The organism is Marivivens aquimaris (assembly GCF_015220045.1).
GTDB classification, from domain to species: Bacteria; Pseudomonadota; Alphaproteobacteria; order Rhodobacterales; family Rhodobacteraceae; genus Marivivens; species Marivivens aquimaris.
Window position 1 is genome coordinate 265,627 of record NZ_JADBGB010000001.1, and the last position, 23,222, is coordinate 288,848.

Below are 23,222 nucleotides of genomic sequence, written 5' to 3' on the forward strand. Positions count from 1 at the left end.
ACGAAATGATCAAATTCGTTTTGTCAGGCGAGGGAGCCTTCACCGAATTTCAGGATAATAGGGACGATCAGATCCTCTTCGTCGTCGAGGTGCCGCTGGATCAGACGGTCGAGACGGCCAAGGTCGGTGTGGAACGTGCCCGCTGCATCGCGCAGAGCAATCGGGTCGTCCAGTTTCTGCAACGTGTTGTTCGCGGAGTCGACAAAACCCGCCAGCAGACCGTCGAGCGATTTGTGATCGCCGTCCAGCAGTTCGAACCCGTACTCCAGCCGCTCGTCCATCTGCGAGAGGCGGGGGAAATAGTGCATGTCCTCGATCTGGTGGTGGCCGTGCAGGTTGTTGACGAACATCGAGCCATAGCGCGAAATCCGGCCCGCAAATGTCTGCGCAGACCCGCCATCAAGCAGGCTCTCTGTCTCGCCATTCATCGCAGTAAGCAGGCGGCGGAACTCCATATGCTTTGACAGCCAGAATTCGACGAGACCACGGAAGTTCGGGTCCTGCTCCCACGCTTCACGCGGAAAATCGGCCAGCAGGACGCGGAGCGCCTCCGGCAGGCCGTCTCTGTTTTCAAGCGAAAGGTCCATTAGTAGTCCCGTTCATAGTAAATACCGATCGAGGTTTCGCCGTCCGATCCGAAGGAGCCCTTGGCCGTGATGTCGTTAGTCACATCGAGGTTCAGGTTGATTTCGGAGGTACCGTCGGCGCTGACCGTGACGTCGGTATAAACATTCTCGCTCAGGTATTTACCAGCCCGAACCGCGGCGTTGCCCGCGTCGTCGGTCGTGATGTCGAGGTCATCAAGGCCCGCATTCATACGGAAATCATTGATGAAACCGCCATCGCCGCGACCTGCGAGCGTACCGACGGCAGCGGCAAGCTGGACGGCTTGCAGCGGGCTGATCGACGACAGGTCACGCCCGAAGATGAGCTGCGATAGTACTTCGTCCTGCGGCAGTTCCGGCGAGCTTTCGAAGGTGACCGAGGGATCGCTGACGGGGCCAGCGATAATGATGCTCACGTCGGTACCCGTTTCCGCCTCGGTCTGTGCGACCAGTCGGATGTAGGGGTCGAAATCGCCTTGCAGGGTGATAATACCCTCGGACAGATCGAACCGCTGCTGGAGGATGTCGAGGCGCCCACGGATCAGGCTGAATTGGCCCGACGGGATGACCTGATTGGTCGTGCCGCTGATCTGAACGCTACCGCCAAGCTCGGCATCTAGGCCGCGACCACGGATGAATACGCGAGACGGCGCATTGATCGTCAGGTTCAGCGGATAGGCCACGCGGGTGCCGCCGCTCGTGGTGCCGCTGCTGGATGCATTGGCAGCGCCGGCACGGCTGAGCGTCGCGCTCACATCGGCAGGAGTGTTCAGGTGGATTACCTCCGGCAAGGAGCCGAGGCTACCCACGGTGGAGGAGGGCACGCGCACCTCGGTCCGGCCGAGGTTGACGACACCGCCGATGACAGCACCGCCCGTGAGGCCACCGTTCAGTGTGACTTGGCCCGACGCGGTGGTTTCATAGAGCAGCGGGTCACGAAGAACGATCTCTTGCAGTCCGATGTTGAGGTTGGCGGGGTAGTTGCCCGACAGACCGACACGGCCACCCACGCTGATCTGTCCACCCTGACCGGATTGGCCATTCAGTGTGATATCAGCCGAGCCGCCGCCCAGCGTGACGCGGGCGTTGATGCTGTTGAGCGATTGGCCCAGCGTCGGCGCCGATAGAGCGGCGTTCGTCGTGGTGATGGTCCCGCTGACCGAATTCAGCGTGGCAGGGCCGTTGATGCGCAGGTTGAAGTTCGCCAGACCACTCAGACGGCGAGGTTCGAGCAGGCCATTGATCAGACCGAGCGGCGCGCTGCCATCAACATCGAGGTTCAGATTGCCGCTGGTCGAGGCAGTGCCTGCGATATCGGCTTGCGTACCGCCAGGGCCGGTCGCCGAAACGTCAATGTTCCAGTTGTCGCCTTGCTGGCGGGCGGTGCCGTTGGCGGTAAGTGGGCCACGAAATTCTGACGTGAACATGCCGATGTCGGCCAGACGCAGTTCGAAGTCTGCTGCCGATTGACCGTCGGTGTTGTCCAGATCGCCCGTCAGCGAAATGTTCGGGAAGCTCAGATCGAGGCCGCGCACGCCGAACTGGTTGCCTTCGCGGGTGATCTGGCCCGACAGGCGACCAGTGCCAGCAAGTAGTTGGTCTACCTGAGTATTCCCGATGCCGAGGCTGTTTGCGGTCGATGTCAGGTCGATCACGAACTCCGACGCATCGCGGGTCGCCTGACCGTTGATACGCGCATCAAGTGCGCCGCGCAGCGACTGGCCGGTGAGGCCCGCAAATTGGCTGAGATCGGTGAGGTGCAGGTCGCCATTGATGGTGCCAAGACCCTCTTGCGGCAGGGACAGGGTCACGGTGATCAGGTCTTCAGCACGCGCGATCGACGCGTCACCGCTCACGCGGCCTTCGGCATCGAGGCTACCGCGCGCGTTAATTGCGAGGCGGTCGCTTGCACCGGGGAAGACGTTTTCGGCATCCGTCTCAACATCGACAGCCGCCGTCAGGATCGCGTCGGTATAGCTCAGGTCGCCAGTGAGCAAGGTTTCGGGTGTCTCGATCCGCAGGTCTTCGACACGAGTGCCTTCCTCGTCGCGGATCAGGTGCACGTCGACGGTGCCGTCACCGGCGATGAGGTTGTCGACTTGCTCGATTCCCACGGTAAGGTCGGTTGTCGCCGCATCAACCGTGAGGTCGGCTGCGCTCGACAGGATGTCGATGGTGCCGGACACCTGCATATCCGCCGAGCCGCCAAGGCCGGGCAAATTGGCGAGCGTTGCAAAGCGTCCCAGACCTTGCACGGAAAGGGTCAGATCGGGCGTCACGCGAACTTCGTTTTCCAGCGTCTCGATCGTCGCGGTCAGGTCGCCGTCGATGCCAGAGCCGTTGAGGGTGAATTTGCGCACGTTGATCGGCTGCCCTTCGGCATAGTCGATGCCAAGCTCACCACTGAGGCGGGAGCCGAGTGCCTGCGCCGTGCCGATATCGTCAAGTTCGATACCATTGGCGGCATAGTTCAGATCGACGGTGACAGAGCCGTCCTCGCGGCTGATCGTGCCGCCGCCGGAAAGTTCCAGTTCGGGCAGCGACAGTCCGGGACGGCGGAAGCCGTTGGCGCGGATGTTGGCCGTCCACGCTTCGCCCGCGTTCTGGTCGAAGCTGATGTCGAGGATCGCATTGTCGATTTCGGTCTGCGGGCCGGAAATCGGCAGGATGACCGGCGAGCCGTCGGGGCTCTGCATCGTGCCGCTCAGACGGAAACGCTCGGGCCACCCGTCAGCGCCAATAGCAAGGTCGCCGGTCAGGTCGAGCGATTGCGCGTCGAGGTTCAGGTCGGACAGGATCACGCGGCCATCGGGGTCTTTGCGGCCTTCGGCGATCAGTTCGATGTTCTCGCCAAAGAAGTCGCGATATTGCGGCATGAACAGCGCGGTGACGTCACCGCCGACATCAAGACGGAAGGTCTGCGTCGCGGCCTCGGTGCTGCCTTCAGCGGGCTGTTCAGTTGCCAGAACGACGTCGCCCGAGAGGCGTTCGACGCCGTCGGTCGCGATGGTCAGGTTCGCAGCGTAGTCCGAAATCGGGCCGGAGCCTTGGAGTTCAAGCAGGACCGCGGGCTCACCGGGCAGGCCGATGGTGGTCGCAGCCAGACCTTCGGGGCCTTCTTCAAGGCGCATGGTCAGGTCAAGCTCGCGGGTCGCGTTCGAATACGCGGCGTCGATCAGGAATTCACCCTGCTTGTCATCGGTCCGGCTGGCCGCGAAATTGGCGGAGCCTTCACCGCCCGAGAGGCTGGCCTGACCCGAGATGTTCATCTGCACTGGCTCGCCCAGCAGCGTCTCGCCCAGATCCAGCTCTCCGATTTCGAATTGGTCGACTTTGATCGAAACGGGGAGTTCCGGTAGCGCGAAGGGCTGCGCGGTCGGTTCGGGCGGGGCAGCCTCGGTCTGGGGCGCGCGGATGATCTCGATCCGTCCTGCGGTCAGTTCGGAAATGTCGATCTCTCCCCCCAAGAGGGCAGAGCGGTCCCAGTCCAGAACCAGATCCTGCGCGTCGAGCCAGATGCCTTCGTCATCGCCGATGGTGAGGCGGTCAATGGTAGCGCGGGAGCTCAGCGCACCTTCGAAGCCGTAAATCTGGACAGAGCGACCCGCGCTCGAAAGCTGGTCCTGAATGAAACCTGCGATCAATCCACGGTCTGCGGTTTGTTGTTCTTCGTCCTGCGCCCATGCGGTGACGGGCATGCAGGCGACTGCTGTGATGAGTAGTTTACGCATTAGAATGCCTGCCCGATACCAATGTAGACGTCCACGTTTTTGCCTGCGTTCTCGCCCGAGGCGGAGGTCGCAACGTCGAGCCTGATCGGGCCGATGCCTGTGTTGTAACGAAGGCCGAGACCCGCACCCGCGTGGTCGTCGCCGTCTTGAAGAGGGATTTCGCTGCCACCGACGTAGCCGTAGTCATAGAAACCCACGACGCCGATGCTGTCGGTCACATCAAAGCGCGCCTCGACCGAGGCAACGGCTAGGCTGAGACCGCCCGAGTAGACGCCGGGGGAGTATTCATAGCCGAGCGACTGGTAGCTCTGGCCGCGCACGGTACCGCCGCCGCCCGAATAGAACAGGTAGTCGGCAGGGGCCTCATCGGCGTCCACACCGAGCACGCTCCCGACTTGGCCGCGCGCTGCGAGGGTGAAGCGGTTATCTTCACCAAAGCTGCGGTACACGCGACCGTCGAAGTAGACGCGGCCGCCGGTGCCAGCGTTGTCGATGCCGATGAATGGCGTCAGCTCAAGATTACCGTACCACCCGTCTTTCGGGTTCAGCGCATTGTCGCGGTGATCGACCTCTCCGGTGAGCGGGATCGTGGCCAGTACGTACTCGCGGTAGCCGAAGTCATCGTCGGTTTTCGCCGCGATGAAGCCCAAACCGCCGGTGATGTAGGTATATTCGCCGATCTGGCGGTCGACGGTGATCGAGCCGGTCAGCTGGTCGAGGAAATAAGTCGGCTCGTCCTTGCGTTCGAGGCCGAGTTTCACGGTCGCGGTGGTGTCGATCGCAAACGGGCGGGGGTATTTGAACAGCAGGTTCAGCGCATAATCGACGCCGCCCGTATCACCCGCAATGCCCGAAATCTCGCCGTCGAGGCGGAGGCTTTCCGCGCCGCCGAACACATTGCGGTTCAGCCAGTAGGCGGTCAGCGACAGACCGTCGGTCGAGGACACCTCGGCACCCGCTCCAACGCGGTAGCGGGGCATCTCGGCGACTTCCATTGTGATTGGCAGAGTGTTGTTCGGGCCGATGGTGTCGCTTTCGACCATGGCCACAGACGAAAACGCGCCGGTTTTGCGGAGACGCTCGGCAACTTGGTCCAGCTTCTCGGGCGAATAGATTTCGCCGGTCGGCATCCCCGCGATACGCAGGATTTTCTGCGTCTGGACCATTTCGTTGCCTTCGACCGCCAAGGGGCCAAAGGTCAGTTGCGGGCCGGAGCCGATGACGACAACCGCGTCCAGTTCTTCGTCCTGATGGCGTGCGGTAATGCGCTGGCTTTCAACCTCGGCCTTGGCGTAGCCTTCTTCGCGCCACGCGTTCACGCCGGTGCTGACAGCAGAGCGGATTGCGTCGACGCGGGCGACCTCGCCGCTGCGGAATTCTTCGGGCAGTTCTGTGCCTTGGGGGACAGGCGCAACCTCGGCGCGGCCAAAGTCGAAACGCGGGCCTGCGGTAACCGTCATGATGACGTCGCTGATCTCGGTGGGGCCACCGAGCGGCGCGATGGTGGAGGCTTCGCGTCCGTCAATCTGAATGGAAATCGTCGGGCCGTAGTAGCCTTCGGAATAAAGTCCGGTCAGCAGACGTTCATAGTCCGCACGGGCCGCCGCGACGACGTCCTGCGCGGTCGCCCCGCCTTCGTCGAGAATGCTTTTGACCAGCGACGCGCTGTCAAGCTTCTGCTGCAGACTGTCTTCATCGACACGGATTTCGAGGTTTTGCGCGACACCCGCAGTGCCAACGCCGACTGCAAGCAGCCCGACTACCAGTTTCTTCACAATGCCCCCGTCACCACATCTTGCGTCATAAAATAAATTTCGAGTCACCATAGCCTATGCACTATCCGGATGACATGACCACTACATACCACGCGGGTTCCCGCCTATCCCATCACATGTAACTGATCCGCGAGCGGGCCGCTTCAAGATAGAGCGCATTGATACGGGCAGCGGGGATTGGTATCCAATGCGTCCGGAGGCCGATATGACCCAATCCCCCCGCCGAAAATCCATCGGCTCCCAGCGAAATCCTGAAACAATCGCGGCGGTGCGTGCAGCTGCCGAAGCTGTCCTTGAGCAAAAAGGGCTGGCGGGTTTCACCATCGAGGCCGTTGCCAAAGAGGCACGGGCTGGCAAGCCCACGATATACCGTGGATGGGGCGGAAGGGCAGGATTGTTGCTCGACATATACCAATCCCGGAAACCTGCGGACCTGCATCCCGACACGGGGTCCGTCCGTTCGGATATCGCTGCGTTTCTCGTCAATCTGATGGACAGTTGGGAAGGCACCAGCGCGGGACCGATCTTCCGCTCCATTGTGGTTGAGGCGCAACAAACCGCAGCATCGCGCAACGCGTTGGACGGCTATTTCGTCGAGGTGATCGCGGAAACCGAAGCGATGCTGTCTCGTGGCGCAGCGAACGGCGAAATTTCCAAAGACGCCAACCTTCCGCAAGCGGCAGAGATGCTGCTGTCGATCACTGTGCAGCGTTTGCTGTCAGGGCGGAGCCTTGGGGTTAAGGACGCGGGCTTGATGGCCGACATGATCCTGAGCGGCATCGCGCCTCAGACGAACGGATCGTCCTCGTAACCCACGCCTGCGAGGTAGAGTCCCTCGGGCGGACAAACGGGGCCGCAAGCCGAGCGCTCCTTGGCCTCGAGCGCTTCAGTCACGTCATCGGGCGTCCAGCTGCCTGCGCCGACACGCTCCAATGTGCCGACGAACGAGCGCACCTGATTGTGCAGGAACGAGCGCGCGCGGACGTGGAAACGGAATTCCTGCGCGTCGGGGCGTTCGATTTCCTCGACGCGCAGTTCATCGAGTGTCCGCACGGGGCTGTCGGCCTGACATATCGATGAGCGGAACGTCGTAAAGTCGTGCCGACCGAGCAGTCTGTTCGCACCTTCCTGCATTGCCGCACCGTCGAGCGGGTTTTTCACCTGCCAGACAAGTCCGCCCTCATGCACGAGCGGCGCACGGCGCACGACCAGACGGAACAGATACCGCCGCTCGTTGGCCGAAAAACGCGCGTGCCAGTCATCGGCGACGCGTGCGGCTTTAACGATGGCGATAGGCTGCGGCTTGAGGTGGTAATTGAGCGCTTCGGACAGACGAAACGGATCCCACTCACGCTCCATGTCGCAATGCGCAACCTGATGCGTCGCGTGAACGCCCGCGTCGGTACGGCCAGCGGCAGCGATGGTGTGGGCGCGAGGCTCCAGTTTCGCCAGCGCAGCCTCTATCGCGCCCTGAACGGACGGCTGGTCGGCCTGCCTCTGCCATCCGGCAAAAGGCGCACCATGGTATTCGACCTGAAGAGCATAACGGGGCATGTCAGCCCGATAAGCCGATGCGGCATGGATTTCAATGCTGCGCGCACCCTACCAATGGCAGGCATTCCGACCTATCTATCTGGCAGGGCCGAAACGGAGAGACCATTGCCGCTCAATAGCATTGTGAACGGGATCACCCGCACGATTGAAACCGCGACCGATGTGGTGACCTCGCCGTTTTCCGAACCCGTGATCCGTCTGGGCGTCACCGGCCTCAGCCGTGCGGGTAAAACCGTGTTCATCACCTCGCTCGTCGCCAATCTGATGGACCGCGGACGGATGCCGCAGTTCGTGCCCGCCGCGAATGGCGCGATCCTTTCCGCCTATTTGCAGCCGCAGCCCGACGACACCGTTCCGCGCTTTCCGTTCGAGGATCACCTGTCCAAAATTACGTCGAAGACCCCGTCGTGGCCCGAAGGCACCCGCCGCACGTCGGAGCTGCGCCTATCGCTGCGGGTTCGCTCGTCGGGTCTGCTGTCGGGTGTCTCGGGGCCGCGCACGGTTCACCTCGATATCGTTGACTATCCGGGCGAATGGCTGCTCGATCTCGCGCTCTTGGAAAAGACCTACGAGCAGTGGAGCGCAGAGACGCTCGACCGTATGAATTATCGCAAATCCGCTGACGGTTTCCGCAACACGCTCGACCAGTTCGATGCGACGGCAGAGTTTCAAGAGACCGCGCTGGGCGCGCTATCCGCCGCCTTCGCCGATTATCTGGAGGCTGCGCGGCAGGAGGGCTATTCCGACCTCACCCCCGGTCGTTTCCTGCTGCCCGGCGACCTTGAAGGCTCGCCTGTGCTGACCTTCGCGCCGCTGCCCGATGATGCACCGCAAGGGCGGGGGACCTACTGGCGCGAGTGCGAGCGCCGTTTCGAGGCGTATAAGAAACAGGTCGTTAAGCCGTTCTTCCAAGAGCATTTCGCCCGCATTGACCGCCAAATCGTTCTCGTCGATGTGCTGGGGGCGATCCATAACGGACCGCGCGCGGTCGAGGATTTGCGGACCGCGATGGCCGATATCCTGTCGGCGTTCCGTCCGGGCCGGAACGCGTGGCTGTCGCGTATCCTCGGGGGCAAAAGGGTCGAGAAGATCCTGTTTGCCGCGACAAAGGCCGATCACCTGCATCATTCCCAACACGCCAAGTTGACGGCGATCACTGCTGCGCTGCTGCGTGACGCCAAGGATCGCGCCGACTTTGCTGGCGCTGAAACCCAAGCCATGTCGATTGCTGCCTTGCGCGCCACCACCGAAGACACCGTCGTTCACGACGGCACCGAATTGAATGTCGTCAGAGGCACGCTCGAAAACGGTCGGCAGGCGGCATTCTATCCGGGCGCTCTGCCGGATGATCCCGCGCATCTGCTCGGGCCGGCCCGCGACCGCGCCGAGCAATGGCTCGATGAGGACTACGGCATCATGAATTTCTCGCCCGCGCCGCTGACACTTAAGGCCGGAGACGGTCCGCCGCATATCCGCCTCGACCGCGCTGCCCAATTCCTGTTCGGAGACCGCCTGTGACCCGCAAAGGCCCGATCCTTATCGACCTCGAACCCAACGACGCGCCGAACCCCGCCGAGGCGCCGCCGATCCTTGATGACGACGTGCCGCCGCAGGGCGCAGCGATGCAGCAACTCGCGGCGCTTTCGGTGCGTCGGCGTTCACCGCTGCTCAAGTGGTTCTTTGGTCTGCTAGCATCGCTGATCGGCTTTATCATTTCGCTCGCGGCTTGGGACTATGTGACGAGCCTGCTGAACCGCTCGCCAGTTCTGGGCCTCATCGCGACGGTGCTGATCGGGGCGGTGCTGCTGTTGCTCGCACTTTTGGCGCTCAAGGAAATCTGGGCGCTTTCGCGGATGAAGCGGCTCGACCGTGTGCATCAGGCAGCGATGGACGCGGCGGCCTCGCGTGATTTGAAGGCGGCAAAGGACGTGGTCGCGCAGGTCGAGGCGCTTTATGCGCACCGCGCGGACATGAAGTGGGGGCTGCAAACCCTGAAAGAGCGCAAAGACGAAGTGCTCGACGCCGATGGCCTTCTGGGTTTGGCGGAGACTTCGCTGCTGCTGCCGCTTGACCAGCGCGCGCGGGCCGAGGTTGAGGCGGCCTCGCGTCAGGTGGCAACTGTCACGGCCATCGTGCCGCTCGCATTGGCGGACGTGTTCACGGCGCTTAGCGCGAACCTGCGGATGATCCGCCGGATTGCAGAGATTTACGGGGGGCGTTCGGGCACGCTGGGGTCGTGGAGGCTGACTCGTTCTGTGTTGTCGCACTTGGTCGCAACTGGCGCTGTGGCGGTGGGTGATGACCTGATCGGTACCGTTGCTGGAGGTGGCGCGCTGACCAAAGTGTCCCGCCGTTTCGGCGAGGGTGTTGTGAACGGAGCGCTGACGGCACGCGTTGGCCTCGCCGCATTGGAGGTCTGCCGCCCGCTGCCCTATGTCGTGGCGCAGAAGCCGACGGTTTCTGGTTTGGTCGGTCGTTCGCTCACCGGCCTCTTCGGGCGGAATTCGGCATCATAGATGCCGATGCCTCCGGCGGAGGTATTTTTATCAGAATGAAGTCAGTAGAAGCTCTGCGGATCGATGTCGATCGCAAGCCGGACGTTGTTCGGGAGCTTCAGGTGCGAGGTCCACTGGGTGAGTGCCTGCTGGAGCGGCGCTGCCTTTTCTGCCTTCACCAATAGCCTGATCCGGTTGCGGCCGCGGATGCGGGCGATGGGCGCTGGGGCGGGGCCGAAAACCTGCGCGCCGATGCGGTGCAGGGGTTCGGCATTGCGGGCGAGGTGATTGCCGAGGTCGAAAATCTCGGCCAGTTCGGGGCCGGAGATGACGATACCAGCCATGCGGCCATAGGGCGGCACGCCAGCGGCGCGGCGTTCGGCTGCTTCGGCTTCCCAGAATTGCTCTTCGTCGCCGGAGAGGATCGCGCGGATGACATGGTGTTCAGGTTGGTAGGTCTGGAGGAGGGCAGTGCCTGCTTTGGCGGCGCGGCCAGCACGGCCTGCGACCTGACGCATGAGTTGGAAGGTCCGCTCGGCGGCGCGGAGGTCGGAGCCTTGCAGGCCGAGGTCTGCGTCAATGACGCCGACGAGTGTCAGCAGTGGGAAGTTGTGGCCCTTCGCGACGAGTTGGGTGCCGATAATGATGTCGGCTTCGCCATTGGCAATCTCTTCGATCTTTTCCTTCAGCGCACGAGCAGAGCCGAAGAGGTCCGACGACAGAACGGCGACGCGGGCATCAGGAAAGAGTTCGGTCACTTCTTCGGCCATACGTTCGACACCAGGGCCGACGGGGTTCAGCTTGCCCTCGACGTGGCAGGAGGGGCAGGCGTCCGGCATCGGTTTGGTTTCGCCGCACTGGTGGCACATGAGCCGCTTGAGAAAGCGGTGTTCGACCATCCGTGCGTCGCAGTGGTCACAGGCGATCTGGTGGCCGCAGGCTCGGCAAATCGTCAGTGGAGCGTAACCGCGGCGATTGAGGAAGACGAGAGATTGCTCACCCTTTTCAATGCGCTCGGTGATCGCGGTACGCAGCGAATTGGAAATCCAGCGGCCCGAGGGAACCTGTTCGTTCCGCATGTCGATGGCGTTCATCTCGGGCATGACGGACTCGCCGAAGCGGGAGGTCAGAGTGATCCGCTTGTACTTGCCAAGGTCCGCATTGGCCCAGCTTTCGAGGCTCGGCGTGGCCGAGGCGAGGATGATCTGCGCGTCGTTGAGGCTTGCGCGAAGCACAGCCATATCGCGGGCATTATAAAGGACGCCGTCATCCTGTTTGTAGGATGTGTCGTGTTCCTCATCCACGACGATCAGGCCAAGATCGCGGTAGGGCAGGAACAGCGCAGACCGCGCGCCAACAACGAGTTGCGCATCACCTTGGCCAACCATTTTCCAGCAGCGGCGGCGTTCGGTCATCGTCACGCCGGAGTGCCACTCGGCGGGCTTCATGCCGAAGCGGGCCTCGACGCGGGTGATGAATTCGGAGGTCAGCGCGATTTCCGGCAGCAGGACAAGTGCTTGGCGGCCTTGGCGCAGACATTCGGCCACGGCTTCAAGGTAGACCTCGGTCTTGCCCGAGCCGGTCACGCCTTTCAGGAGTGTGCAGCCATAGCGCTGAGTTCTGACGCCTTCGCGCAGTTCGGCTGCGGCAGTCGCTTGGTCTTCGCTCAGGTCTTTGCCGCCGAAATCGGGGTCGAGCGGTGGGTAGGCGGTGTCGCGGGGCGCGTCTTCTTCGCTCACCGCGCCAAGCTTCACGAGGCCCTTGACCACGGAGGTGCCGCAGCCCGCCATCTCGGCCAGTTCTTTGAGCGTGAATGATGCGCCGCCGTAGTCGCGCAGCACGTCGATGACGCGGGAGCGGGCTTCGGTCAGCTTGTTCGGGATCGAGCCGCCCATCCTGTAGACTTTGCGCATGGACGGCGCATCACCAAGTCCGGGCGCGCGGGTGCCCAAGCGCAGCATCGCGTTCATCGGAGTGAGGGTGTAGCTGCCCACGCGGATCAGGAATTCGCGCAGCTCGTCGCGCATCGGGGCAACATCCAAAACGCGGTTGATGGGGCGACATTTGTTGATGTCGAAGTCACCGCGGCCACGTCCCCACACAACGCCGAGGATTTTGCGGGGGCCGAGTGGCACGTCGACGAATGCACCGGTCCAGCAGCCTCCGGCGGGGGCCTTGTAGTCCAGCATCCGGTCCAACTGCGTCGTCAGAACCGAAACCAATTCGCCTTCTTCGAAGTAATCCGCCACGCTTTCCACGTTCTCCGCTCGCCTGCGACATGAGTAATCACTGACGGCGAAAAGGAAAAGGCGGACTCGCGGGTTCGTGTCAGTTCACGCGTTTTTCGAGGTGACCGATCACGAAGAGGACCACCACCACAATGAACGTTGCCATCGCGGCGAGGGGGATCTGACCCGTACCGCACGCAAGGCCGATCGCGCCCGACAGCCACAGCGACGCGCCTGTGGTGATGTTCTGCACCTTGCCGCCGGAGGTGAAGATGATGCCCGCCGCGAGGAAAGCGACGCCCGAGGTCACGGCCTCGATCAGGCGGAGCGGGTCAAGCTGGACGTTGGCGTTGGAAAAGCTCATCGTCGCGAGCTCTTGCGACACGAGGATGAAAAGGCAGGCTGCCAGCGCCACCAGCATGTTCGTGCGCAATCCCGCAGGTTTGCCTTTGCGTTCACGCTCAAGGCCGATGATTGAACCCAAGGTGAGAGCGGCGATAAGCCTGACGGCGGCGATCTGGGCGGGGACTTCGGGGAAGGTATTGCTGAGTTCGTCGATGATGGCCTGAAACATGTCCGTCCCGCTGTTTTGTTCGTGATTTCAACGTGAACGAGAGGGTCAGAGTTCCGTGTCATCTGCGTTGCACTATTGCAGCGCGGGGTTTGCGCTCGGACCTTGCCCTTGCGCCAATTGGTGGAATTAACCATACATAAAGTAGTGGTTGTGTAATATCGGGTATGAATATGGAAGAGGCTCAGATGAGCGGCAGGCCGCAAATCGACTCTCGTACGCGCGAAATGATCCTGTCGGATCCCGGCGTTGTGCTGGATGACAAGGATCTCATGCAGGCGCTGGTTGCCGGCAACGAGCGTGCGATGGGGAACAACATCGTGGATCTGCGCGGCATCGCTATGTCGCGTCTTGAGACACGTCTGGACCGCCTCGAAGAAACCCACCGCAATGTCATTGCTGCGGCTTACGACAATCTTGCAGGCACCAACCAGATCCACCGCGCGACGTTACGCGTGCTGGAAGTGAATACTTTCGAAGAATTTATTGCTGAACTCAGCGGTGAAATCCCCGAAATTCTGCGACTTTGCGCTATGCGCCTTGTGCTTGAAAGTGGTGCGGAGGAAAGCGATCCAGCAGTGCAGCGCCTCGACAGTACGCTGCGTATCGTTCCCGCCGGTTTCGTCGATGACTATCTGACCCGCGGTCGCCAGTCCCCGATCCGCTATGTCACGCTCCGTCAGGTCGTGCCGCAGGCGGAAGGCATCTATGGCGACAAGGCTGCGGACATCCGTTCGGAGGCGTGTCTGCGCCTTGATCTGGGGCAGGGGCGTTTGCCCGCGATGCTTGCAATGGGCGCAGAAGATCCTCACCAGTTCACCCCGCAGCAAGGCACCGATCTGCTTGCCTTCTTCGGCGGTGTTTTCGAACGCGCCATGCGGCGCTGGCTGGATTGATCTCCCCCGCGCTGACAGACGCTTTGGGCCGCTGGCTCGACCACACCAGAGCAATTGACGGCGCGGCGGACAACACTGTCAAAGCCTACCAGACAGATGTTCTGGCTTTTCTGGCATTCATTTCTGAACATCATGGCGGGGCAGAGGGGCTTGGACCTCTCTCGAAATTGACAATTTCCGATATGCGAGCGTGGATGGCACATGAGCGGTCCCGCGGCGTCGCGGCCCGTTCGCTCGCACGGATGCTTTCGGCGGTGAAGTCATTTTACAAATGGCTGGCGGCCCGCGAAGGGTTCGATGCGAGCGCCGTACTCATGGCCCGTGCACCGAAATTCCAGAAAAAGCTCCCGAGGCCGCTGGCCGAGGACGCGGCGGCGAAGTTGCTTGATACGGTCGAGCTCCAGCACGAAACGCCGTGGGTCTCGGCCCGCGATGTGGCGGTAATCACGCTGCTCTACGGCTGCGGTTTGCGGATATCGGAAGCGCTGGGTCTCGCCGGTGATGACGCGCCGTTGCCCGAAGTTTTGCGGATCATCGGTAAGGGCGGGAAAGAGCGGATCGTGCCGGTGATCGACAGGGCGCGGGATGCTGTCAAACTGTATACCGACCTTTGCCCTTACGAACTGGAGGCGGGCAAGCCGCTGTTTCGCGGTGTTCGTGGCGGCGCGCTACAACCTGCAATCGTGCAGAAGGTCATGGCCCAGACCCGCATGCAGCTTGGTCTGCCCGCAACGGCCACACCGCACGCGCTGCGCCATTCCTTCGCCACGCATCTGCTGAATGCCGGAGGAGACCTTCGCGCCATTCAGGAACTGCTGGGCCACGCCTCGCTCAATACGACGCAGGTTTATACAGCCGTCGATACCGCGCGCCTGATGGAAGTATACCAACGCGCGCATCCTCGCGCGAACGAGAGCCAGAATAATTGAAACCTTGTGTCGTTAGACCGTTTCGTCCATGAGGGCCGGATGACACTGACACACAAAGCTCTTGGCGTTCACCTTCTGACCGCAACCGGATCGGTTTTCGCAATGCTGTCGATGCTGGCGGCGGTGGAAAACCAATGGAGCCTGATGTTCCTCTGGCTCGTCGTGGCGTTCTTCGTGGACGGGATCGATGGTCCGCTCGCCCGCAAGTACGACGTGAAAAAGAACGCGCCGATCTACGACGGCGTGCTGCTCGATCTCATCATCGACTACCTGACTTATGTGTTTGTGCCGGCCTACGCACTGTTCAAACATCCCGAGCTTCTGCCGGGTTGGGCGGGCTGGTTCGCCATCCTCGTCATCACCTTCACTTCGGCCCTTTATTTCGCGGATACGCGAATGAAAACAAAGGACTATTCGTTCAGCGGCTTCCCTGGCTGCTGGAACATGTTTGTCCTCGTCGTATTCGCGGTGAAGCCCGATTACTGGGTGATCCTCGCGCTCGTCGCACTGCTGTCGGTGTCGATGTTCCTGCCGATCAAGTTCGTTCACCCGACCCGCACGGCGCGCTGGCGCAAGGTCACGCTGCCGATGGCGATCCTTTGGACGGCGTTTGCAGGCTGGGCCGCTTGGGTGGACTTTCACCCGCAGAGCTGGGCGCACTACGGGCTGGTTGTGACGTCGATCTACCTAGTCGCGGCTGGCGCTTTTCAGCAGATCATCTACGGCAAAGAAGGTTAAAGCTTCTTTCGCATGAGGCGATGCGGGATGCCCGCGTCGTCGAATTCCGGCCCTTCGGCCTTGAACCCCAGCTTTTCGTAGAACGGAATCGCGTAGACCTGTGCGTCGAGGCGCGCTTCGCTTTTGCCCAGTTCCATGGCGCGGTCGAGCATCGCTTGTACCAACGCACGGCCTAGGCCGGTGCCGCGTGCATCCTTCGACACTGCGATGCGTTGTAGCTTGGCATATCCTTTGTCCATCAGCCGCGCAGTGCCCATCGGCTGCCCGTCGATCCGCGCAATAAAGTGGACGCACTCGTCCTCATGCTCGTCGATCTCCAGATCGAGCGGGACGTTCTGTTCATCGACAAAAACCTGCGTGCGGATGTCATAGCAGAGCTGGCGTTCGTCGGCGGTGGCGATGCGGATATCGGTCATAACGGAGGTCCTTCTTAACTTGCCCAGACCCTGATCCTGCGCGCCCACGATGACAAGGTGCCCGAATGCAAAAAGGCCCCTGCGCTATAGCAGGGGCCTTTCTTTGGGTTGTGCCGCGGGCAGTTAGCCCAGAGCGGCGTCACAGCGGGCGCAGACGCCCTCGTGCTTGTGCGTGCCGACGTCGGGCAGGATCTTCCAGCAGCGCTGGCACTTCTCGCCTTCGGCCTTTTCGAACACGACGGCCACGCCTTCGACTTCGCCCATACGGTAGGCTTCGGCCGGAGCGGCGTCGTTGGTCAGCTCGATGCCCGAAGTGATGCACAGATCGTCGAAGGTGACGGTCTTGAGCGCGGCGAGTGTGTCTGCATCGTCAACGTGAACGACCGGCGCGGCCTCAAGCGAGGCGCCGATGACCTTGTCGCGGCGCTGTACTTCGAGTGCGGCGGTCACGACACGGCGGACCTTGCGGATCGCGGCCCACTTGGCGGCCAGTTCGGGATCGAGCCATTCCGAAGGGGTCTCGAAGAAGTCCACGAGGTGAACCGAAGCGCCTTCTTCCTTGTGGCGCTCGAGCCAGACCTCTTCCATGGTGAAGGCGAGGATCGGGGCGAGCCACGTCGTCAGGCGCTTGAACAGGATGTCCAGAACGGTGCGCGAGGCACGACGCTGGAGCGTATCGCCATCGCAGTACAGGGCATCCTTGCGGATGTCGAAGTAGAACGCGGACAGATCGACAGTCGCGAAGTTGAACAGCGCTTGGAACACGCCTTGGAAGTCGTAGGCGTTGTAGCCTTCGCGTACGACCTTATCGAGCTCGGCCAAACGGTGCAGGACCCAACGTTCCAGTTCCGGCATGTCAGCAGGCTCGACGCGGTCGGCTTCGGTGAAGTCGTTCAGCGAACCGAGCATGAAGCGCATGGTGTTGCGCAGACGGCGGTAGCTGTCGGCAACGCCCTTGATGATCTTATCACCGATGCGCTGGTCGGCAGTATAGTCGGTCTGGGCGACCCACAGACGCAGGATGTCGGCACCGAATTGGTCGATGACTTCTTGCGGAACGATGGTGTTGCCGAGCGACTTGGACATCTTCATGCCCTTTTCGTCGAGCGTGAAGCCGTGGGTCAGTACGCCCTTATACGGCGCACGGCCCTTGGTGCCGCAAGCCTGAAGCATCGACGAGTGGAACCAACCGCGATGCTGGTCGGTGCCTTCGAGGTAAAGATCGGCGATGCCGTCAGCGGCACCATCGGGACGGTCGCGCAGAACGAAGGAGTGGGTCGAGCCGGAGTCGAACCACACGTCCAGAACGTCGAACACCTGATTGTAATCGTCGGGGTTCGCGTCGCTGCCAAAGACCTTTTCCTTGAAGCCTTCTGTATACCAGACGTCAGCGCCTTCGGCTTCGAACGCTTCGCAGATGCGGGCGTTGATGGCTTCGTTGCGCAGCAGAAAGTCCGGATCGGTCGGCAGGGTGTCTTTCTTGACGAAGCAGGTGAGCGGGACGCCCCACGCACGCTGGCGCGAGAGAACCCAGTCAGGGCGTGCTTCGATCATAGAATAGATACGGTTGCGGCCGGTCTGCGGCGTCCACTTGACCAGTTGGTCGATAGAGGTCAGCGCGCGTTCGCGGATGGTCTTGCCGTAGGTGTCCTGACCGTCGCCGACTTCCTTGTCGATGGCGGCAAACCACTGCGGGGTGTTGCGATAGATGACCGGAGCCTTCGAACGCCACGAGTGCGGGTACGAGTGCTTGAGCTTCGCCTTGCCGAACAGCGCCTTGGTGTAGGCCATCTGCTTGATGTTGGCGACGTTTGCCGGACCTTCCTTGCCATCGGGCAGGATGATGTGCATTCCGGCGAAGATCGGCAGATCCTTGCGGTAGCTCGAATCCTCGGTGACGTTGTAGGTCATCGGCAGGCCGAACTTCAGGCCAAGCTGGTAGTCGTCGTCACCGTGCGACGGCGCGGTGTGGACAAAGCCCGTACCCGCTTCTTCGGTGACGTGATCGCCCGGCAGCATCGGAACGTCGTAGTCCCATTCGCCATTGGCTTCTTCTGCGCCACGGTAGGGGTGCGCGAGGACCATGCCTTCGAGGGCTTCGGCAGTCACATCGGCAACCTTTTCGAACGCAGTGACGCGAACGCCCTGCATCACGCTTTCGGCCAGCGAGTTGGCGAGCAGAACGACTTCACCAACGGTCGCTGCTGAGTGCTCGTGCACTTCGGTCACTTTGTAGAGGCCGTATTCGATGGTCGGACCGAACGCGACGGCGCGGTTCTGCGGGATGGTCCACGGGGTGGTGGTCCAGATTACGACACTGAAGTCTTCGCCCGATACCTTCTCGCCGCCCGAAACCGGCTTGAAGCGCACCCAGACCTGATGGCTGGTGTGGTCGTGGTATTCGACCTCGGCTTCGGCCAGAGCGGTTTTCTCGACAGGCGACCACATGACCGGCTTCGAGCCCTGATAGAGCGTGCCGTTCATGAGGAACTTCATGAATTCTTCAGCGATCACGCGCTCGGCGTGGAAATCCATCGTGAGGTACGGCTGCGGCCAGTTGCCGGTGATGCCGATACGCTTGAACTCTTCGCGCTGGATGTCGACCCAGCCCTCGGCGAACTTGCGGCATTCCTGACGGAAGTCGACGACGTTCACTTCGTCCTTGTTCTTTCCCTCGGCGCGGTACTTTTCTTCGATCTTCCATTCGATCGGAAGGCCGTGGCAGTCCCAACCCGGAACGTAGCGCGCGTCTTTGCCCATCATCTGCTGCGAGCGGACGATGAAGTCCTTGAGAACCTTGTTCAGCGCGTGCCCGATGTGTAGGTGGCCGTTCGCATACGGAGGGCCATCGTGCAGGATAAACGGCGTGCGGCCTTCTTTTTCACGCAGGCGATCGTAGATGCCGATCTCGGCCCAGCGGGCCAGCCATTCGGGTTCGCGCTGCGGGAGACCTGCGCGCATCGGGAAATCGGTTTCCGGCAGGTTCAGGGTGTCTTTGTAGTCGACTGCTGTGGTGTCAGCACACATGTCAGGGGGATCCTTGGATAGGCTGTGTCACTTCAAATACGGTGGGGCGGCGCGGTAGGCATACGCCATTGGCCCGGCGGCTCAATCTCAGAGCGCCGGGTTAATAATTCGAATAATGAAGTGCGCCACGTAGAACATGCCCGCGTATATAGGCGGCAATAAACCAAGGGTAAACCCGCATCAGAGGGCAACTTTCAAAAAGCCGTCGGGGTATCTTGGAGCGTGCCGAACGGCGCGCGATACCTGCTTGGGTCACACTTTGCGCAAATGAGCAGATATGAGGCGCACTGCGAGCCCGCGCAAAATTCTAGGCAGAACGCCGGAAAAGGCTTATCCGCGAGGCATGGCACGCATTGTTCCGCTTTCCGAAGCACATCACCTTCCTCTCTGGCGCCAACCCCGTTCGCTGCTGTTTCTCATGGCTATGGCCATGCCTGTTGCGTTCAACGTGTGGTCCGCGCTGCTTAATAACTTTGTCATCGAAGCCGCCGATTTTCACGGCGAGGATATCGGCCTGCTGCACACGGTCCGAGAAATCCCCGGCTTCCTTGCGATAGGTGTAATCCTCGTTCTGTGGGTCGTGCGCGAACAGAAGTTGGCACTGTTTTCGCTGATGCTGCTGGGCATCGCGACCGGCGTGACAGCTTGGTTTCCTACCTTGGGCGGCATCCTGATCATCACGCTGCTGTCCTCTATCGGCTTCCACTATTACGAGACCGTCAACCAGTCGCTCCAGCTTCAGTGGATCGAAAAGGAGAGGGCTCCCCAAACCATCGGCTGGCTGCTCGCGGCGGGGTCGGGGGCGACGCTGGTCGCCTATGGCCTGCTGGTCCTGACGTGGAAGACCTTCGATCTGTCCTACAACTTCGTCTATATGATCGGCGGCGGCTTCACGTTCATCGTGGCCGTGATCGCGCTCTTCGCCTATCCGCAGTTCGAAGCACCGCATCCGCAGAACAAATCCTTCGTCCTGCGCCGCCGTTATGGCCTCTATTATGCGCTGCAATTCATGGCCGGTGCGCGCCGTCAGATTTTTGTCGTTTTTGCTGGCTTCATGATGGTCGAACGGTTCGGCTTCGAAGTGCACGAAGTGACAGGTCTGTTCCTCATCAACCTCGTCGCCAACATGATCATTGCGCCGCAGATCGGCCGATTGGTCCACCATTGGGGCGAGCGCCGTGCGCTGCTAATCGAGTACGCGGGCCTCGTCATTGTCTTCTCGCTCTACGGCGGGGTCTACTGGTTCGGCTGGGGCGTTGTGCTGGCATCCGCGCTCTATGTCGTCGACCATATGTTCTTTGCGATGTCGCTGGCGCTCAAAACCTACTTCCAGAAAATCGCCGATCCCAAGGACATCGCGCCCACCGCAGCGGTCGCATTCACGATCAACCACATCGCAGCCGTGTTCCTCCCTGTGTTGCTCGGCCTGTTGTGGATGTCTTCGCCGATGTGGGTGTTCCTGCTGGCGGCGGGGATGGCTGGCACTTCCTTCTGTCTGGCGCTTCTGATACCCCGCCATCCAGAACCGGGGCGTGAAACCGTGTTTACCCGACCGATTGCCGCCCCCGCTGAATAAAGAGCCTGCAATGTCCGACGAAATGACCTATTCCGCCATCGCAGTCTGTTCCTCGCTGGATCAGGCCGAAGCCCTTGCCGCTGCTTGCGATAATCTGTTCCCCGAACCGACAGGCGTCGGCTCGTTCGAGATCGAGGACGGATCGGGTCTGTTCGAGGTCGCTTGCTACTTTACCGAAGAACCCGACCGCGCTGGCCTCTCGCTGCTGGCGACGATGCACGGCGCCAAGGATTTCGTCGTGTCCGAAGTTCCGCAAATCGACTGGGTCGCCCATGTCCGCCGCGAACTTGCGCCGGTCGAGGCTGGCCGCTTCTTTGTCTACGGCAGCCACGACGCCGACAAGCTGCCCGAGGGCCGCATTGGTCTGCTGATCGAAGCTGCAATGGCATTCGGCACCGGTCACCACGGCACCACGCTGGGCTGTCTGCGCGCACTCAACCGTCTGGTCGAAGAGGGCGTAAAGCCCGCACGTGTCATTGACGTAGGCTGCGGCACCGCCGTTCTGGCCATGGGCGCTGCACGCGTCTGGCCCGAGGCCGCGACGCTCGCGTCCGATATCGATCAAGTTGCCGTAGACGTGGCCGAGGCGAACCTCGCCGCCAACGGTATGTCGGGCGCTGTCTTCTGCCTCGAAGCGGCAGGCTTCAACGCCAAGGAAATCGAACAGGCCGCGCCGTTCGATCTGATCTTCGCGAATATTCTGAAGGGGCCGCTGGTCGCTCTGTCCCCCGACATGGCCAAGCACATCGCCTCGGGCGGTCATGCTATCCTGTCGGGCATCCTGAACGAGCAGGCCGATGCGGTTCTCGCGACATATCAGGACAACGGTTTTGTCCTGAAAGAACGCGAAGTGATCGGCGATTGGACCACGCTCACTCTGACGCACGGCTAAGTCGTCAGACCCGAGCCCTAGAAATCAAAAAGGCCGCCTCATCGAGGCGGCCTGTGTGTTTCCAGAGGTCCTCGGAGATCAGAAGCGAGCGCGTGCTTCGAGCTTGGCGATATCTGCACGAACCAGGCCAATATCGTCCAGCTCGCGATCGGTCAGCTTACGCAGCTGCTTGGCGGTCGTTTTCGCATTATAAGCGAACTCGATACGGTCGAGCAGGTCGTAGAAGAAGCCGGTGACCAGGTAGGTCAGGCGCGGGCTGACGGCGCGGGTGTTGTCGATAGTAACCATGAGGCACTCCAAGAGGTTTGCTGCATCGCAGCGCTATGTGTTGTTCATGTCGCCCAATTAGTCAGCAGTTTTGAAACGCGAAAGAGTGCGTTTTGCATGACTGATATGCGACTTGTGCATGGCGGAAAATCGACACTTCGCCCTTTAAAAACGGCCGATGTGGCGACGAACGGTCAAAAGCCGACAAATGTCGTTTTCGGATTTCGGACAGTCGTCGGCAAATCCGATTTTGCCATTTCTGCAGTGCAGCATCACGGCGATTTCAAAACGAACTTGGTTTATGTTCGCGTTTTGTGCTAGTGAGGCTCAACAACAATAATTTTCAGAGGCAGACCATGCGCGTCATCGGTATCGACCCCGGTTTGCGGAATATGGGCTGGGGCATCATCGAATCGGTCGGTTCGCGACTCACCCATGTGGCGAACGGCACCTGCAAATCGGATGGCAAAGCGGACCTGTCGGAACGTCTCTTGTCGCTCTACGACCAGCTCAATGACGTTTTCCAGACCTACCAGCCCGACGCTGCCGCCGTCGAACAGACCTTCGTCAACAAAGACGCCGTGGCGACCCTGAAACTGGGGCAGGCGAGGGGCATCGCGCTGCTCGTCCCCGCGCAAGCCGGACTGCGGGTGGGGGAGTATCTGCCCAACGCAGTCAAGAAAGCGGTCGTCGGGGTCGGTCATGCTGACAAGAAACAGATCGGCCACATGGTCGGTGTTTACTTGCCAGGCGTCAAAGTCCATGGACCCGACGCTGCCGACGCGCTCGCCATCGCGATCTGCCACGCCCACCACTGTCAATCCGCGAACCATCTGTCGCGCGCAGTCATGAAGGCAGGCGCATGATCGGGAAAATCTCTGGTATCGTCGACTATAAGGGCCTCGACCACGTTCTCATCGACGTGCGCGGTGTCGGATATGTCGTCTACTGTTCTGACCGCGTCATGGCGGCCCTGCCTCCAGTCGGTGAGGCGACGGCCCTCTATACTGACATGCTCGTGCGCGAGGATCTGCTGCAACTCTTTGGTTTCACGACCCTCGTGGAGAAAGAATGGCACCGCTTGCTGACCGGCGTGCAAGGCATCGGCCCGAAGGCGTCACTTGCGATCCTTGGTACGCTCGGCCCCGAAGGTGTCAGCCGCGCCATCGCGCTGGGCGACTGGTCCGCGATTGCCAAGGCCAAAGGCGTCGGCCCCAAAACCGCGCAGCGTGTGACGATGGAGCTGAAAAACAAAGCGCCATCCGTCATGTCGATGACCGGCGCAGAGGCGACCGTAAATGACGACGTGATCGAAACCGAAGCGCCCGCCAAGCCGCGCAAGCGTGCCGCTCCGCCCAAACAGTCCGCTGCCCAGCCCGAAGCGCTGTCTGCGCTGGCGAACCTTGGCTATCAACCGTCCGAGGCGGCCGGCGCCGTCGCTCAGGCCTTGGCCGATGATCCAGACCTTGATACCGGTGCCCTCATCAAGACAGCGCTCAAGCTGCTCGCACCGAAAGGCTAA

The 23,222-nt window shown here is 61.3% G+C and carries 19 protein-coding genes; 10 read left to right on the forward strand and 9 right to left on the reverse strand.

Annotated features, from left to right (window positions below; all coding sequences use genetic code 11):
• Nucleotides 1-23 precede the first annotated feature (23 nt).
• From IF204_RS01280 to IF204_RS01290, 3 genes are read right to left on the reverse strand one after another with little or no spacing between them, the layout of a single operon-like run.
• Entirely contained in the window at nt 24-587 is a 564-nt protein-coding gene (locus tag IF204_RS01280; RefSeq protein ID WP_194094045.1) for a hemerythrin domain-containing protein, read from the reverse strand.
• Nucleotides 587-4,336 (reverse strand): translocation/assembly module TamB domain-containing protein, encoded by a 3,750-nt coding sequence (locus IF204_RS01285; protein WP_194094047.1) that lies wholly within the window; start codon nt 4,334-4,336, stop codon nt 587-589. The genes IF204_RS01280 and IF204_RS01285 overlap by 1 nt, the downstream gene beginning before the upstream one ends.
• The gene (locus tag IF204_RS01290) at nt 4,336-6,111 is read right to left on the reverse strand and encodes an autotransporter assembly complex protein TamA (protein ID WP_322743246.1); all 1,776 of its coding nucleotides are present in this window, start codon (nt 6,109-6,111) and stop codon (nt 4,336-4,338) included. Before IF204_RS01290 ends, IF204_RS01285 begins: the two co-directional genes overlap by 1 nt.
• A gap of 205 nt (nt 6,112-6,316) precedes the next feature.
• Between IF204_RS01290 and IF204_RS01295 the strand changes: the two genes are divergently transcribed.
• Nucleotides 6,317-6,922 (forward strand): TetR/AcrR family transcriptional regulator, encoded by a 606-nt coding sequence (locus IF204_RS01295; protein WP_194094050.1) that lies wholly within the window; start codon nt 6,317-6,319, stop codon nt 6,920-6,922.
• On the opposite strand, the gene truA is transcribed toward IF204_RS01295, so the two are convergent.
• Entirely contained in the window at nt 6,898-7,665 is a 768-nt protein-coding gene (gene truA / locus IF204_RS01300) for a tRNA pseudouridine(38-40) synthase TruA (RefSeq protein WP_194094052.1), read from the reverse strand. The two genes, IF204_RS01295 and truA, sit on opposite strands and share 25 nt — an antisense overlap.
• A gap of 105 nt (nt 7,666-7,770) precedes the next feature.
• Between truA and IF204_RS01305 the strand changes: the two genes are divergently transcribed.
• Both IF204_RS01305 and IF204_RS01310 read left to right on the forward strand, forming a co-directional pair.
• The gene (locus IF204_RS01305; protein ID WP_194094054.1) at nt 7,771-9,183 is read left to right on the forward strand and encodes a YcjX family GTP-binding protein; all 1,413 of its coding nucleotides are present in this window, start codon (nt 7,771-7,773) and stop codon (nt 9,181-9,183) included.
• Complete coding sequence (locus IF204_RS01310; protein ID WP_194094056.1) at nt 9,180-10,181, forward strand: YcjF family protein; 1,002 nt, start codon at nt 9,180-9,182, stop codon at nt 10,179-10,181. The genes IF204_RS01305 and IF204_RS01310 overlap by 4 nt, the downstream gene beginning before the upstream one ends.
• 41 nt (nt 10,182-10,222) lie before the next feature.
• On the opposite strand, the gene IF204_RS01315 is transcribed toward IF204_RS01310, so the two are convergent.
• The gene (locus tag IF204_RS01315; RefSeq protein WP_194094058.1) at nt 10,223-12,409 is read right to left on the reverse strand and encodes a primosomal protein N'; all 2,187 of its coding nucleotides are present in this window, start codon (nt 12,407-12,409) and stop codon (nt 10,223-10,225) included.
• 79 nt (nt 12,410-12,488) lie between these two features.
• A complete protein-coding gene (locus IF204_RS01320; protein ID WP_194094060.1) occupies nt 12,489-12,962 on the reverse strand; it encodes an MgtC/SapB family protein in 474 nt (157 codons plus the stop codon).
• A 185-nt stretch (nt 12,963-13,147) separates the two neighbouring features.
• On the opposite strand from IF204_RS01320, the gene IF204_RS01325 reads away from it, so the two are divergent.
• From IF204_RS01325 to IF204_RS01335, 3 genes are read left to right on the forward strand one after another with little or no spacing between them, the layout of a single operon-like run.
• A complete protein-coding gene (locus IF204_RS01325; RefSeq protein ID WP_194094062.1) occupies nt 13,148-13,855 on the forward strand; it encodes a DUF484 family protein in 708 nt (235 codons plus the stop codon).
• A complete protein-coding gene (locus IF204_RS01330) occupies nt 13,852-14,784 on the forward strand; it encodes a tyrosine recombinase XerC (protein WP_194094064.1) in 933 nt (310 codons plus the stop codon). Before IF204_RS01325 ends, IF204_RS01330 begins: the two co-directional genes overlap by 4 nt.
• A 39-nt stretch (nt 14,785-14,823) precedes the next feature.
• Nucleotides 14,824-15,522, forward strand: a complete 699-nt coding sequence (locus tag IF204_RS01335; RefSeq protein WP_194094066.1) for a CDP-alcohol phosphatidyltransferase family protein — start codon at nt 14,824-14,826, stop codon at nt 15,520-15,522.
• On the opposite strand, the gene IF204_RS01340 is transcribed toward IF204_RS01335, so the two are convergent.
• On the reverse strand, nt 15,519-15,938 hold the full coding sequence (locus IF204_RS01340; RefSeq protein WP_167637579.1) for a GNAT family N-acetyltransferase: 420 nt from the start codon (nt 15,936-15,938) through the stop codon (nt 15,519-15,521). The two genes, IF204_RS01335 and IF204_RS01340, sit on opposite strands and share 4 nt — an antisense overlap.
• Nucleotides 15,939-16,061: 123 nt before the next feature.
• The gene (gene ileS, locus IF204_RS01345) at nt 16,062-18,965 is read right to left on the reverse strand and encodes an isoleucine--tRNA ligase (protein WP_194094068.1); all 2,904 of its coding nucleotides are present in this window, start codon (nt 18,963-18,965) and stop codon (nt 16,062-16,064) included.
• Nucleotides 18,966-19,308: 343 nt separating this feature from the next.
• Between ileS and IF204_RS01350 the strand changes: the two genes are divergently transcribed.
• Both IF204_RS01350 and IF204_RS01355 read left to right on the forward strand, forming a co-directional pair.
• Nucleotides 19,309-20,541, forward strand: a complete 1,233-nt coding sequence (locus tag IF204_RS01350; protein WP_194094070.1) for an MFS transporter — start codon at nt 19,309-19,311, stop codon at nt 20,539-20,541.
• 10 nt (nt 20,542-20,551) lie between these two features.
• On the forward strand, nt 20,552-21,433 hold the full coding sequence (locus tag IF204_RS01355) for a 50S ribosomal protein L11 methyltransferase (protein ID WP_228069004.1): 882 nt from the start codon (nt 20,552-20,554) through the stop codon (nt 21,431-21,433).
• Nucleotides 21,434-21,511: 78 nt separating this feature from the next.
• Here IF204_RS01355 and IF204_RS01360 read toward each other — a convergent pair whose 3' ends face one another.
• Nucleotides 21,512-21,721 carry a DUF1127 domain-containing protein gene (locus IF204_RS01360; RefSeq protein WP_167637582.1) on the reverse strand — a complete coding sequence of 70 codons (210 nt, stop codon included), beginning with the start codon at nt 21,719-21,721 and terminating at the stop codon, nt 21,512-21,514.
• Between the two features lie 335 nt (nt 21,722-22,056).
• Between IF204_RS01360 and ruvC the strand changes: the two genes are divergently transcribed.
• Nucleotides 22,057-22,566 (forward strand): crossover junction endodeoxyribonuclease RuvC, encoded by a 510-nt coding sequence (gene ruvC / locus IF204_RS01365; RefSeq protein ID WP_167637583.1) that lies wholly within the window; start codon nt 22,057-22,059, stop codon nt 22,564-22,566.
• Complete coding sequence (ruvA, locus tag IF204_RS01370) at nt 22,563-23,222, forward strand: Holliday junction branch migration protein RuvA (RefSeq protein WP_194094072.1); 660 nt, start codon at nt 22,563-22,565, stop codon at nt 23,220-23,222. Before ruvC ends, ruvA begins: the two co-directional genes overlap by 4 nt.

What these genes read in the sequence shown, in the direction of transcription:
- IF204_RS01335 (WP_194094066.1), top strand. Translation starts at nt 14,824, where the DNA reads ATGACACTGACACACAAAGCTCTTGGCGTTCACCTTCTGACCGCAACC.
- IF204_RS01280 (WP_194094045.1), bottom strand. Translation starts at nt 587, where the DNA reads ATGGACCTTTCGCTTGAAAACAGAGACGGCCTGCCGGAGGCGCTCCGC.
- ileS (WP_194094068.1), bottom strand. Translation starts at nt 18,965, where the DNA reads ATGTGTGCTGACACCACAGCAGTCGACTACAAAGACACCCTGAACCTG.
- IF204_RS01340 (WP_167637579.1), bottom strand. Translation starts at nt 15,938, where the DNA reads ATGACCGATATCCGCATCGCCACCGCCGACGAACGCCAGCTCTGCTAT.
- IF204_RS01350 (WP_194094070.1), top strand. Translation starts at nt 19,309, where the DNA reads ATGGCACGCATTGTTCCGCTTTCCGAAGCACATCACCTTCCTCTCTGG.
- IF204_RS01295 (WP_194094050.1), top strand. Translation starts at nt 6,317, where the DNA reads ATGACCCAATCCCCCCGCCGAAAATCCATCGGCTCCCAGCGAAATCCT.
- IF204_RS01320 (WP_194094060.1), bottom strand. Translation starts at nt 12,962, where the DNA reads ATGTTTCAGGCCATCATCGACGAACTCAGCAATACCTTCCCCGAAGTC.
- truA (WP_194094052.1), bottom strand. Translation starts at nt 7,665, where the DNA reads ATGCCCCGTTATGCTCTTCAGGTCGAATACCATGGTGCGCCTTTTGCC.
- ruvA (WP_194094072.1), top strand. Translation starts at nt 22,563, where the DNA reads ATGATCGGGAAAATCTCTGGTATCGTCGACTATAAGGGCCTCGACCAC.
- IF204_RS01325 (WP_194094062.1), top strand. Translation starts at nt 13,148, where the DNA reads ATGAGCGGCAGGCCGCAAATCGACTCTCGTACGCGCGAAATGATCCTG.
- ruvC (WP_167637583.1), top strand. Translation starts at nt 22,057, where the DNA reads ATGCGCGTCATCGGTATCGACCCCGGTTTGCGGAATATGGGCTGGGGC.
- IF204_RS01355 (WP_228069004.1), top strand. Translation starts at nt 20,552, where the DNA reads ATGTCCGACGAAATGACCTATTCCGCCATCGCAGTCTGTTCCTCGCTG.
- IF204_RS01285 (WP_194094047.1), bottom strand. Translation starts at nt 4,336, where the DNA reads ATGCGTAAACTACTCATCACAGCAGTCGCCTGCATGCCCGTCACCGCA.
- IF204_RS01360 (WP_167637582.1), bottom strand. Translation starts at nt 21,721, where the DNA reads ATGGTTACTATCGACAACACCCGCGCCGTCAGCCCGCGCCTGACCTAC.